Annotated in this window: 10 protein-coding genes; 9 read left to right on the top strand and 1 reads right to left on the bottom strand. The window is 38.0% G+C overall.

Annotation, left to right across the window (positions count from 1 at the left end):
- The first annotated feature begins 170 nt into the window (after positions 1-170).
- On the top strand, positions 171-608 hold the full coding sequence (locus K322_RS0114350; protein ID WP_026627500.1) for a hypothetical protein: 438 nt from the start codon (positions 171-173) through the stop codon (positions 606-608).
- A 113-nt stretch (positions 609-721) separates the two neighbouring features.
- Positions 722-1738 carry a pentapeptide repeat-containing protein gene (locus tag K322_RS20375; protein ID WP_026627499.1) on the top strand — a complete coding sequence of 339 codons (1017 nt, stop codon included), beginning with the start codon at positions 722-724 and terminating at the stop codon, positions 1736-1738.
- Positions 1739-1798: 60 nt separating this feature from the next.
- Here K322_RS20375 and K322_RS0114340 read toward each other — a convergent pair whose 3' ends face one another.
- Positions 1799-2563, bottom strand: a complete 765-nt coding sequence (locus tag K322_RS0114340; RefSeq protein WP_026627498.1) for a DeoR/GlpR family DNA-binding transcription regulator — start codon at positions 2561-2563, stop codon at positions 1799-1801.
- Positions 2564-2881: 318 nt separating this feature from the next.
- Here K322_RS0114340 and K322_RS0114335 point away from each other — a divergent pair, with 318 nt between their 5' ends.
- From K322_RS0114335 to glpC, 7 genes are all read left to right on the top strand, one after another.
- Positions 2882-4468, top strand: coding sequence for a glycerol-3-phosphate dehydrogenase/oxidase (locus K322_RS0114335; RefSeq protein ID WP_026627497.1), 1587 nt, complete (start codon positions 2882-2884; stop codon positions 4466-4468).
- A gap of 105 nt (positions 4469-4573) precedes the next feature.
- Entirely contained in the window at positions 4574-6061 is a 1488-nt protein-coding gene (gene glpK / locus K322_RS0114330) for a glycerol kinase GlpK (protein WP_185095090.1), read from the top strand.
- 285 nt (positions 6062-6346) lie between these two features.
- Positions 6347-7048 carry an MIP/aquaporin family protein gene (locus K322_RS0114325; protein WP_026627495.1) on the top strand — a complete coding sequence of 234 codons (702 nt, stop codon included), beginning with the start codon at positions 6347-6349 and terminating at the stop codon, positions 7046-7048.
- A gap of 89 nt (positions 7049-7137) precedes the next feature.
- Positions 7138-7899, top strand: a complete 762-nt coding sequence (locus tag K322_RS19560; RefSeq protein ID WP_035332188.1) for a hypothetical protein — start codon at positions 7138-7140, stop codon at positions 7897-7899.
- 212 nt (positions 7900-8111) lie between these two features.
- On the top strand, positions 8112-9743 hold the full coding sequence (glpA, locus tag K322_RS0114315) for an anaerobic glycerol-3-phosphate dehydrogenase subunit A (protein WP_026627494.1): 1632 nt from the start codon (positions 8112-8114) through the stop codon (positions 9741-9743).
- A 1-nt stretch (position 9744) separates the two neighbouring features.
- On the top strand, positions 9745-11001 hold the full coding sequence (gene glpB, locus K322_RS0114310) for a glycerol-3-phosphate dehydrogenase subunit GlpB (RefSeq protein ID WP_026627493.1): 1257 nt from the start codon (positions 9745-9747) through the stop codon (positions 10999-11001).
- A gap of 336 nt (positions 11002-11337) precedes the next feature.
- A complete protein-coding gene (gene glpC, locus K322_RS0114305; RefSeq protein ID WP_026627492.1) occupies positions 11338-12555 on the top strand; it encodes an anaerobic glycerol-3-phosphate dehydrogenase subunit GlpC in 1218 nt (405 codons plus the stop codon).
- Positions 12556-12893: the final 338 nt, after the last annotated feature.

Below are 12893 nucleotides of genomic sequence, written 5' to 3'. Positions count from 1 at the left end.
TCTTTTTAACGTATGTCTTATTTCATATTAAGTTTAAATCTCAGGAAGCATTCTGTTTTGGTTGCATTTTCTAGAAAAATAGAATATCCTTTTTTGATTTGAGCTTTAATTGTTTTAACTTTGACTCTCCGGCTAAATAAATTTATTGTATCTTTTATTCAAAATTGGAAATGACAAACCTGACTACACTAGAAAAAGCTCTCCAAATAGCGGTTAATGCACATCTTGGACAAAAAGATAAGGCTGGAAAGCCTTATATATTTCATCCGTTGAGAGTTATGAATCAGGTGGCTACAACCGATGAAAAAATAGTGGCTATATTGCATGATGTTTTGGAGGATACGGATTTGACTTCTCAGGATTTATTGAAAGAAGGCATTCCTGCTTATTTGGTAGATGCTATTGTTTCGTTATCAAAGGATGAAAAGGAAACTTACGAAGAGTTTATCAGGCGTGTTTCGTGGAATCAGATAGCTGTGGCTGTAAAAATTGCGGACATTAAAGATAATTTAGATGTTTCGAGATTATCTGTTATAGTAGAAGAGGATATAAACAGGTTGAAGCGTTATCTGAAAGCTTTAGAATTTCTGGGGAAGGATAAAAAGTGATATTGCTTTAACTTCTCTTATCAATGAAGTTCCATCATTAGGGATATATAATTATAATACTGTCATTCAATAGTTAAAATGTTTCATTCGAAACATTTGTAATACATACATTTATGTCGAAGAAGAACAAAACATTAACGGTGCTGTTTCAAAACAATAAAAAGAGGCTCTCGACTATTTATTATAGATACATCTTTCTTATTATCATATCGCTAACCATTCTTGTTGGTGTCTTGTTCTATAAGTTGGATGCTCATATAGCATTGTTTGGGGATACGCCTTCGGCATTAGGCGAATATGTAAAGACGGTAGCTACGGTTTTGGGGGGAGCCTTGGTTCTTCTTGGTTTATGGATAAATAACAGGAGAGTTGCAGAGCAAATACGGCAAAACAATATTGCAGAAAAAGGACAAATAAATACCCGTTTCAAAGATGCAGCTACATTGTTGGGCAGTGAGAATGTAAGTTCTATTCTTTCCGGAGTATATGCCCTTCATCAGATTGCATCGGAATCCTCAGTTGGAGATGAGATCCAAAAAGGATATGTTCGGATTATACATGATATTCTGTGTGCTTATGTAAGGGAAAATACCGAAACTATAGTGAAAGAAGATGACGGTCGCGAATGGCGTGTAAATAGTAAACCTACTATAGTCATACAAACTATAATAAAGGTTTTATTCAAAAACAACGAATTTATTTATAGCGATTTGATGACTGATTTATCGAATTGTATATTTGAAGACACTGATTTTGATAATGCATATATTGCGAATGTCGATTTTTCAAAAACGAAATTCATTAGGTCAACAGCTAATAATTGTAGTTTTATTGCCTGTTATCTCGAGAATACATTTATTGATGAAGTTAATTTTTCGGGAAGCAGTTTTGATAAGGTTGTATTTGATAACTCTCACATAAAGAATTCTTCTCTTGCAGAATCGAAATTATCCGAATGTGATTTTTGGGATGTAATTCTTTATAAGACAACTTTCGAAAAAGCCAAGATGGAAAAGATTGATTTCAAAAATGCAATTTTTGAAGAAGATGTGATTTTTAGTGATACTGCTCTTGCCGGATTTACATTGGACGAGATTGCCAAAGATTCATTGAATATGACTAAAGCCTGATCTCCTTTAATGTATTCTATGTGTGATTTTAGAGAGCAGGCTTGCTAGAGGATATCTTTTTTAGACTAGAGTTACTTCTATATCCCGGTCTCTAAGCATCTCCAAAACGTGTCCGGGAGCATTACTGTCTGTTATAATATGATGTATCTTGTTTATATCACAGATTTTGCAGAATCCTCTTTTTCCGAACTTTGACGAATCGGTGAGGACAATTATCTTTTGCGAAGCATCGATCATTTGCTGATTAATAAGTGCTTCGCTCATATTACTGGTTGTGAGTCCGTAATCGATGTCAATTCCATCTACACCCAGAAATAGTTTGTTACAGGATAAACTCTTTAGTATATTTTCGGCATAGTGACCTATAACCGAAACTGAGTTCTTTCGTAGGCTTCCTCCAAGTTGTACTATTTCCATATTTGGGTTGTAACACATTGCAAGGGAAACCTTTACTGAAGACGTTATAACCGTAATATCGGAGTTCACGTCTATTTCGTTGGCAAAGGCCAGCAGCGTGGTTCCCGAGGCTATAATAATTTTGTCATTCGGCTCAAGAAGTTTGCATGCTGCTTTTGCTATTGAGACTTTTTCTTCGATATACATTTTTTCTTTTATGTCAATATGTTTATCGGTAATAATAGAGCTCAGGCTGCTGGCACTACCATGATTTCGATACAGCATCTTTTTGCTTTCGAGATATTTTAAGTCTTTACGGATCGTAACTTCCGAAACTCCGAGCTTTTCGCTGAGGTCTTGAACTTTTACATATCCGTCTTTCTTAAGTTCTTCTATAATCGATTTATGTCGCTGTGCAATGTTTCCCATGTCATTAATTATTTTCTATTACTTAAAAAGTCAGACTCATTTTTTAGTTGTCATGTCTGCATTCATGTTTGTAAGAAAATGAACGCAGATCAAAACATTACAAATATAATAATAAAACTTTATCTATTCTTTATTATCTGAAATCTGTACTTAATAAAACATATTTGCATCTTATTAGTTTCGAAATGTTTCATATTTGGATTTTATTCACCGTTAATAGATATTAATTAATTTCGAATTGGATATAAAAAGTTTCGATTTTATTTTTTTTATTCAAATACATAATTAACTTTGTCGGTAAGCTAATAAATAGGGTGTATGAATAGAGATAATAATATAAAGAAAATATCAGACACAACAATCTTATGGGATATTGTGGTTGTCGGGGGAGGAGCTACAGGTTTAGGGATTGCCGTTGATGCTGCTTCGCGCGGCTATAAAGTTGTACTGTTGGAACAGTCCGATTTTACAAAGGCAACCTCCAGCAGAAGCACAAAGCTTGTGCACGGAGGGGTTCGTTATCTGGCTCAGGGCGATGTAGGCTTAGTTGTTGAGGCTCTTCGGGAACGTGGACTTATGAGGAAGAATGCACCTCATTTGTTTCATGACCAGAGGTTTATAATAGGAAACTATAAATGGTGGGAAAAGGCGTTTTATACAATAGGACTTACTGTTTATGATATTCTAGCAGGAAAAAGAGCATTAGGCCGATCGCTTGCCATGAGTAAGGCTTCGGTGTTGAAAGAAATTCCTCAAATAGTGACCCGTAACCTTCGGGGTGGGGTCGTTTATCATGATGGTCAGTTTGATGATTCCCGTATGGGGATTAATCTGATGCAGACAGCTCTTGAGCAAGGTGCGGTTGTTGCTAATTATATGAAGGTGGTCGGTTTATTGAAAGATGGTTCAGAACGGATATCCGGAGTGAAATTTGTCGATGATTTGAAAGGTGGAGAATATACTCTCCGTTCGAAAGCAGTGATTAATGCTACTGGTATATTTGTTGATCAGGTGATCAAAATGGATTTACCCGAAGATGATGATATAGTTCGTCCAAGCCAAGGTGTGCATTTGGTTGTGGATAAGTCTTTTCTGGGAGGAGATACTGCTATAATGATTCCTAAAACAAGCGATGGTCGGGTAATGTTTGGTGTTCCATGGCATGGTAAAGTAGTATTGGGAACAACTGATACTCCTTTGAAAGAGTCTGTTCTTGAGCCTAAGGCTTTAGAGGAAGAGATAAATTTTATCTTAAAAACTGCAGGAGAGTATTTGGTTAAGAAACCTACCCGTGCTGATGTTTTATCTGTTTTTGCAGGGTTGCGGCCATTGGCTGCACCGAAGAAAAATACAGACGGGCAGAAAACCAAAGAGATATCACGCAGTCATAAAATAGTAATATCGAAAAACGGCCTGGTAACTATTACCGGAGGAAAATGGACTACCTATCGAGATATGGCTGAAGATGTTCTGGATAAGACTATTGTTGAGTGCGGTTTAACACATAAGGCATGCGTTACAAAGAGTCTGCATATACACGGTTATAAGGAAAACGTTGATCGATCTGACTTTAGTTATGTATATGGCAGTGATTACGAGAAAATACAAAAAATACAAAAAGATCGTCCTGATTTGGCCGAAAAGCTTCATTCGCGGTTTGATTATACCGGAGCAGAGGTTGTTTGGGCGGTAAGAGAAGAGATGGCATTGACAGTCGAAGATGTATTGGCTCGCCGTTTGAGAGCTCTGTTTATTGATGCCCGTGCTGCGATAGATATTGCTCCGAGCGTTGCTGAAATTATGGCTGAAGAATTGAATGAAGATATTGACTGGCAAAAAAAACAGGTAGCGGAGTTTATAGAACTTGCTCAACATTATTTGTTGGTTCCTTATAAGGGTACATAACTATCTTATCTGGTAATCTGTGTGCGTTGCTTCGTATTTAGAATTGAAAGCAGTTTTATCGTAAAATAAAAAGGTCCCAGACCTATAACCTAATTTATACACATCATGGAAAAGTACATTTTAGCATTTGATGCAGGGACAACAAGCTCCCGTGCGATTGTTTTTAACCATCAAGGAGAGGTGTGTTCTGTTGCACAAAAAGAATTTCCTCAGATATTTCCTCAAAGCGGATGGGTTGAGCATGACCCTCATGAAATATGGGCTTCACAGGCTGCTGTGGCAGCAGAGGCGATAACCAAAATTGGAATAAACGGTACTAATATTGCCGGAATAGGTATAACTAATCAGCGTGAGACAACTATTGTTTGGGATCGCGAAACCGGAGAGCCTGTATATAATGCTATTGTATGGCAAGATCGTCGGACTTCCGAATATTGTGATAAGCTGAAGAATGAAGGGTTGTTGCCTGTCATTAAAGGCAAGACCGGATTGATTGTTGATGCTTACTTTAGCGCAACGAAGGTTAAATGGATTCTGGATAATGTTGAAGGTGCCCGAAAAAGAGCAGAAGAAGGTAAACTAGCTTTTGGTACAGTTGATACATGGATTGTTTGGCAGCTGACCCGTGGGGAAACTCATATTACAGATGTGTCTAATGCGTCTCGTACTATGCTTTATAATATACATACATTGGAATGGGATGAAGAGTTATTGAATCTTTTCAATATTCCGGCAAGTATGCTGCCAAAAGTATGTGCTTCCAGCGAGATATACGGTTATACTAAAACTACAATTTTTGCATCCAAAGTTCCTATTGCAGGTATTGCTGGTGATCAACAGGCAGCATTGTTCGGGCAGATGTGTATCGAACCGGGAATGGTTAAAAATACATATGGTACAGGCTGTTTTATCTTGATGAATATGGGTGAAAAGCCGGTAGCTTCGAAAAATAATCTGGTGACTACTATTGCCTGGCAGATAAATGGAAAAACTCATTATGCGTTGGAAGGAAGTATTTTTGTCGGAGGAGCTATTGTTCAATGGTTAAGAGATGGTTTGAAGGTGATCAATTCTTCATCAGAAATAGAAGCTCTGGCGACTCAGGTTCCGGATACAGGAGATGTTTATTTTGTTCCTGCTCTCACCGGATTGGGTGCTCCTTATTGGGATCAATATGCCCGGGGAACGATTGTGGGTATATCAAGAGGTACTACTGCTGCTCATATAGCAAGAGCCGCACTCGAAGGAATAGCCTATCAGACTATGGATGTTCTTAATGCCATGGTGTTAGATGCCGGGGTCGGACTAAAAGAGTTGCGTGTTGATGGCGGTGCTGCCCGGAATAATCTTCTGATGCAATTTCAGGCTGATGTCTTGGGTAAAAACGTGATTCGTCCTCAAACTACAGAAACTACAGCTTTGGGTGCTGCTTATTTGGCTGGATTGGCTGTTGGTTTTTGGGAAAATATCGAAGAAATCAGTAAGCAATGGCACGTTGAAACTACTTTTGTTCCGGATGAGAAAGTGGATATGTTACTAGCTAAAAAGAAATGGTCTGAAGCAGTATATCGTGCGCAGTCATGGATAAAATAGAATACTGAATGGTTGAATCTTAAATGTTAACTTATAGAACTGTTAAAAACTTTTTACTTTACTACAAACACCATCATTTTATTAAAAGCTGTCTCTTTCCTGCTCGTTTTTAGCCATACTCAAAATCTATAAAGCAGGAAAGATACAGTCGGAATAAGAACCTTTTTTAAGGTCTCAGGGCTTTTGTCGTCTCGAAAGTATAATGGCTGCAGATAGTTGTGACCCTGAAATAAGGTATTGCGTACAAATTGTTACTTAATAATATACCTTTTAAAATTAAAAACTATGGGACTGGATATTCTATTCGAATTTATAGGTACAGCTGTTTTGATCTTGTTTGGAGCAGGGGTATGTGCCAATGTGAGCCTGAAAAAAACTTTGGGTCATAACTCGGGTTGGGTTGTTATTGCTTTTGGTTGGGGATTTGCTGTTTTTGTAGGAGCTTATATATCAGGTCCATATTCAGGAGGACATCTTAATCCGGCTGTAACCATTGGTTTGGCATTGGCCGGAACGTTTAAAGGGAATGTAATCGGATATATAATTGCTCAAATGTTAGGTGCTATAGTTGGGGCTGTATTAGTCTACCTGATGTATATGCCTCATTTTGATGCGGAAGAAAATCCTGACGCAAAACTGGGGGTATTTTGTACAGGGCCTGCTATTAAAAATTTATTCAGTAATTTCTTTAGTGAATTGATCGGGACTTTTGTTTTGGTATTGGGTATTCTGTATGCTGCCGGAGCTCAGATTGCAGGTCCATTGCCTGTGGCAATACTGATTGTTGCAATAGGTATGTCTTTGGGTGGGACAACCGGATATGCTATAAATCCTGCTCGTGACTTAGGTCCTCGTATTGCTCATGCTATTCTTCCTATAAAGGGCAAACGTGATAGTAATTGGGGGTATGCCTGGCTTCCTGTTGTGGCTCCTGTTTGTGGTGCTGTTTTGGCTGCTTTGGCATATATCGGACTTAACTCTCTTTAGTGTGCTTGATCTGAGTAAGATATGATTGTTAATACTCTTATTATAGATCGTTATAACCTTAAAATATTTACACTAACATTTTTATTATCATGAAAAATATAAAGTCAATACTGTTAGGATTTTTTTGCTTTTGCTTTTCGGGCATTTTACTGGCTCAGGAAAGCGAAGTGTACAAACCTGTCGATTTTTCTTTGCAATTGAAAAATATGCACTTGTGGAGAGGTTTGCAGATAACAAGTTCGGCTGTTACTGATGTCGATCTGAGGGTCAAAGATAAAAGCGGAACCTTTACCGGCGGTTTGTGGGGTGGAGCTGGAACTGATGGGGAATTTAAAGAGTTTGATTATTATTTTACTTTCTCGAAGTCCGGTTTTACATTTGCTGCTTGGGATATTTATAATTTTTCGAAAGATGCTACTTATAACAATAGGCAGGTGTTTAATTACAGTGCACGTGAAACAGGACATTTTATCGATCTTTCATTGGCATACCGTTTTTCGGGTTCTTTTCCGCTGAATATCAGTTGGGCTACAGTTGTTTTTGGTCGGGATAGAGGTGCTTTGAATGAAAAAAATCTTTATTCGACTTATGTGTCAATGGATTATCCTGTATTACGCAGCGATTATATTAACTTGGATTTGGGGATTGCTGGAGCTTTTGCATTGAGCCCCGAAAAAGGAACGGACGCTAATTTTTATGCAAAAGACGCAGGAATCGTGAATGTGAATATTGTAGCATCGAAGAAGCTTCAACTGGGAAGTTATACCTTACCGGTGTCTGTTATGGGCATGTGGAATCCTGCAAATAATAATGCTAATATTCAGGTGGCATTGGATTTGATTACTTTCTAGGATTTGTTTATAGAGTTAATTTGTTTTTATTTTCAGTATAATTCGTAATTCCAGGCGGAGGTTGCTTAGAGCAGCTTCCGCTTTTTATCTATAATTGAATATTTAATAAAAAAAAACTTTCGATTTGTTTTGTAAAAACTTTCGATTTTATTTTTTAATGTTTCAAATTATTGCTTTATTTGTGTGGTGAATCATTAACTAAGAAAACTATCATGATACAGACTAATTCCATAAATCCATTTGATGTTATCATTATAGGGGCAGGGGCGACCGGTGCAGGTATTGCCCGGGACTGTTCACGCAGAGGTTTATCTGCGTTATTGATAGAAAGGTCTGATATTGCAACCGGAGCAACCGGACGAAATCATGGCTTGTTGCATAGCGGGGCTCGTTATGCGGTAACAGATAGAGAGTCTGCTGAGGAGTGTATCAAAGAAAACAGGATTCTGAAACGTATAGCAAGCCATTGTATAGAGGAAACAGATGGTCTTTTTCTGAGTTTGCCTGAAGATGATATCAATTACCAATCGAAGTTTGTGGAGTCTTGTATTGTTGCAGGTATTAATGCGCATATAATCGATCCGAAGGAGGCCTTACGGCTGGAACCTTCTGCCAATCCGTCGATAATAGGTGCGGTGCGTGTGCCGGATGGGTCTGTTGATCCATTCAGATTGACGGCATCAAATATGATTGATGCAAAAGCTCATGGTGCAGAAGTGCTTACTTATCATGAAGTCATCGGACTTCTGAAAGAACAGGATCGGGTGGTAGGTGTTTCGGTTTTTGATCATAAAAAGAAAGAGACTAAAAATATATATGGAGCTATTGTTGTCAATGCCGGAGGTATCTGGGGGCAGCATATTTCGTCATTCGCAGGGATAAATGTAAAGATGCTTCCTGCTAAAGGAGCTTTACTTATTTTCGGACACAGGGTAAACAGTATGGTACTGAACAGATGCCGAAAGCCTGCCGATGCGGATATTCTGGTTCCGGGTGATACGATTTCGCTTATAGGTACAACGTCTACCAATATACCTTATGATCAGATAGATAATATGATTGTTACTCCTGAAGAAGTGGATATATTGATTAGAGAGGGCGAAAAACTTGCTCCACGATTGGCTCAAACCCGCATTTTACGCGCATATGCAGGAGTAAGACCTCTGGTTGCTTCGGATAATGATCCGACCGGGCGTAATGTAAGCCGGGGAATTGTTTTGCTTGATCATGCCGAAAGAGACGGAGTGGAAGGGTATATTACTATTACAGGAGGTAAATTAATGACTTATAGGTTGATGGCTGAATGGGCTACAGATCTAATTTGTAAAAAATTGAATGTCTCGGCTGTTTGTTCTACTGCTGATGAAAATTTGCCCGGATCAAGAGAAGATATCGAAGAAATAAACCGTAAGATAATTTCCGTACCTACTACGCAACGCAAATCGGCTCTTTACCGACATGGAGATATGGCCGGAGTTTTGGCTGATAATACAGCCGCTGATAATAGCCTGATTTGTGAATGTGAAGAAGTTTCCGTAGGAGAGGTTAAATATGCGCTTGATGAATTGAATGTAAAGAGTTTGGTTGATTTACGGAGGCGTACCCGTGTGGGAATGGGGACTTGTCAGGGAGAACTTTGTGCATGCAGGGCAGCAGGTATTATGGCGAAAGAAAATAAATTCTGTGTGAAAAGAGCAAGAGAGGAGCTTGCATCGTTTCTTAATGAGCGATGGAAAGGCGTTTATCCTATTGCATGGGGTGACACTTTGCGTGAGAGTGAATATACTACCTGGGTTTACGAGAGTGTATGCGGTTTGAATTTATCTCAAAATAAGGAGGATTGATATGAAATTTGATACTATTATAATAGGAGGAGGATTATCCGGACTTATATGCGGTATTCGCTTGTCGCAGGAAGGACAGCGATGTGTGATCGTTTCGTCGGGACAAAGTGCCTTACATTTTTCATCGGGGTCTTTCGATTTGCTGAATGCGCTACCTGATGGTTCGGCTGTGTCCGATCCTTTGCTTGCTGTTGAGGATCTGATAAGAACGAATCCGACTCATCCTTATTCTAAATTAGGAAAAGAAAGCTTTAAAGAGTTATCTCTATATGCAGAATCGTTTCTCTCCGGCATAGGGCTTTCCCTGCAAGGCAGTGCACGTAATAATCATTACAGGATTACACCGATGGGGACATTGAAATCAACCTGGCTTACCGTATCAGACTTTGGTATAAGCGAATCTGATTCTGAGTTGCCATGGAAAAAGGTTTCTATATTTAATCCTGCCGGGTTTCTGGATTTTTATCCACAGTTTATAGCTGATGAATTTCTGAAACTGGGAACCGAAAGTAATATTGAGATTTTTGATCTTCCCGACCTTGATTATCTGAGACGGAATCCCAGTGAGTTGAGAGCAACTAATATTGCACGCATCTTGGATAAAGAGAGTAATCTTGATCTGTTTTCAAAAATATTAAATGACCGTAGCGGAAATAGCGACGCTATTATAATTCCGGCGTGTATCGGGCTTAAATCCGATTCGATTAGCCATCTGAAAAGAATGGTATCTAAACCTATATTTTTGCTGCCGACATTGCCGCCTTCGGCTATGGGGATACGGATTCAACAATATCTGCATGATTACTTCCTTCGATTGGGTGGGACATATATGCTGGGTGATAGTATAAAGAAAGCAGATACGGAGGATAACTCTATTACGAGAGTTTATTCTTATAATCATGGAGATATTCCATTTGTCGCAAAAAATGTAGTGTTGGCAACCGGAAGCTATTTTAGTCAGGGACTGATCGCGACATCCGATCAGGTGTATGAGCCTATCTTTAATCTGGATGTAAGTTATTTATCTGACCGCCAGCAATGGTATGATTCTAATATGTTCAAAGCTCAGGGATATCAGCAATTTGGCGTGAAGACTGATAATGCTTTCAATGGATTGAAAGGGGGAGAACCTATTCGAAACCTTTTCGTTTCGGGTGCTATTCTTGAAGGTTTTAATCCTGTAAAAGAGGGTACTGGTGCAGGTGTTTCTATACTGACTGCATTACATATAGCAAATAATATATTGAAGCAAAGTTGAATTTATCTATAGAGAAAGGGATGGGATCGGTTAACAGTTTACTGTCAACAGTTATCAACTGAAAAGGAAAAAGGTGACTGATAAAATGTATATAAAACGTGTTACTTTTGTCACCTTTTTTCGAAATAACCCAACCTTTTTCGTACGGCAGTTAAATCCCCTTTAGGGGACAGAGTGGTGAAAAAGGAAACATCCCAAAGTGTGCATAAACGGTGTCACTTTTGTTACCTTTTTAGTAAAATGTTATTAGTGAATGTATTATTGATAACTATTATCTGATTATTGATCTCTGATTTTGTTACCATTTTAGAATTTTTTGCTTAAAACTAAATAGATATGAACTTACAACAACATAATATAAGTGCCAACAACTTCGAACAATGTATAAAATGTACAATATGTACAGTGTATTGTCCGGTGTCGGCTGTAAATCCTGATTATCCGGGACCTAAACAGGCCGGACCCGATGGTGAACGGCTCAGATTGAAAAAAGGGTATTTTTATGATGAAGCACTGAAGCTTTGTCTTAATTGTAAACGTTGTGAAGTTTCTTGTCCTTCGAATGTAAGGATCGGAGATATTATTCAATCGGCTCGAATCAAGTATAGTAAAAAGAAACCGAAGGTCAGGGATTTCATACTAGCTAATACCGATTTGGTTGGGACGCTGGCAACTCCGTTTGCTCCTATTGTAAATACAATGCTGGGATTGAATGTTACAAAGTCAGTTCTGGATGTTGCATTACAGATAGATCACAGGCGCACTTTTCCTAAATATTCATTCGGAACATTCGAGGGCTGGTATAAAAAACAGGCTGACAAGCAGAAGCAATATTCTAAACAGGTGAGTTATTTTCATGGTTGCTATGCAAATTACAATAATCCGCAACTGGGAAAAGATCTAGTGACTGTATTTAATACTTTGGGTATCGGGGTGCAGTTGCTGCGAAAAGAAAAATGCTGCGGGGTGGCTCTTATTTCCAATGGGTTTATAAATCAGGCGAAAAAACAAGCCAGAGTTAATGTGGAATCGCTGAGAGAATCTATCGTTGATAAAAAGATACCTGTTGTAGCGACATCATCTACATGTACGTTTACAATTCGGGACGAATACCCTCATTTATTGGATATAGACACAAAGGATATAAAAGATGATATAGAATTGGCAACCCGTTATATTTATCGGTTGTTAAGTAAAGGAGAATTGGATTTGAAGTTCAAGAAAGAGAAGATAAAAGTTGCATATCATACTCCTTGTCATATGGAGAAACTCGGATGGGCATATTACTCACTCGAATTATTGAAGCTGATCCCGAATATTGAATTGAAGGTATTGGATTCTCAATGTTGCGGCATTGCAGGAACCTATGGTTTCAAAAAGGAAAATTATAAAACATCTCAGGATATTGGCCAAGGTTTGTTCGACCAGATAGAGTCAAGTGATATAGATTATGTGGTGACAGACTGCGAAACATGTAAATGGCAGATCGAAATGTCTACATCTAAGCGATGCGAACATCCTATATCTATATTAGCAATGGCTTTGGAGGTCTGAAAAGTTTCGAATTAAGTTTCGTCTATGGCTTACTGATGTTTTTAAAAGAAAGATTATCCTTTCCTCAGTTTTATTTTAGCTTGTTCATTTAAAGAGACGTTTTTTGCATTGATAGAATATTATATGGGTAAATCTTCTTTTTAAAGCATTTATTATTAGTTGTTTAATGTGTTATTCTATTGCTGGATGTAAAAAATATAACAAAATTTAATATTTAATCAATTTAGATTTGTGAAACTTTATTATTTTATGTATATTTAGTTATGTAACGAAACAAATAGCTAAAACAGTATTTCAATTAGCATTATAGTTAGGTTTTATTATATAAAAAAAATTAG

Source organism: Indolivaga capnocytophagoides DSM 22835 (assembly GCF_000426485.1).
Lineage (GTDB): Bacteria > Bacteroidota > Bacteroidia > Bacteroidales > Dysgonomonadaceae > Dysgonomonas_A > Dysgonomonas_A capnocytophagoides.
The sequence above is the reverse complement of the archived record's forward strand: the minus strand, read 5'-3'. Positions and strand labels throughout refer to the sequence as shown.

What these genes read in the sequence shown, in the direction of transcription:
- K322_RS0114350 (WP_026627500.1), top strand. Translation starts at nt 171, where the DNA reads ATGACAAACCTGACTACACTAGAAAAAGCTCTCCAAATAGCGGTTAAT.
- K322_RS20375 (WP_026627499.1), top strand. Translation starts at nt 722, where the DNA reads ATGTCGAAGAAGAACAAAACATTAACGGTGCTGTTTCAAAACAATAAA.
- K322_RS0114340 (WP_026627498.1), bottom strand. Translation starts at nt 2,563, where the DNA reads ATGGGAAACATTGCACAGCGACATAAATCGATTATAGAAGAACTTAAG.
- K322_RS0114335 (WP_026627497.1), top strand. Translation starts at nt 2,882, where the DNA reads ATGAATAGAGATAATAATATAAAGAAAATATCAGACACAACAATCTTA.
- glpK (WP_185095090.1), top strand. Translation starts at nt 4,574, where the DNA reads ATGGAAAAGTACATTTTAGCATTTGATGCAGGGACAACAAGCTCCCGT.
- K322_RS0114325 (WP_026627495.1), top strand. Translation starts at nt 6,347, where the DNA reads ATGGGACTGGATATTCTATTCGAATTTATAGGTACAGCTGTTTTGATC.
- K322_RS19560 (WP_035332188.1), top strand. Translation starts at nt 7,138, where the DNA reads ATGAAAAATATAAAGTCAATACTGTTAGGATTTTTTTGCTTTTGCTTT.
- glpA (WP_026627494.1), top strand. Translation starts at nt 8,112, where the DNA reads ATGATACAGACTAATTCCATAAATCCATTTGATGTTATCATTATAGGG.
- glpB (WP_026627493.1), top strand. Translation starts at nt 9,745, where the DNA reads ATGAAATTTGATACTATTATAATAGGAGGAGGATTATCCGGACTTATA.
- glpC (WP_026627492.1), top strand. Translation starts at nt 11,338, where the DNA reads ATGAACTTACAACAACATAATATAAGTGCCAACAACTTCGAACAATGT.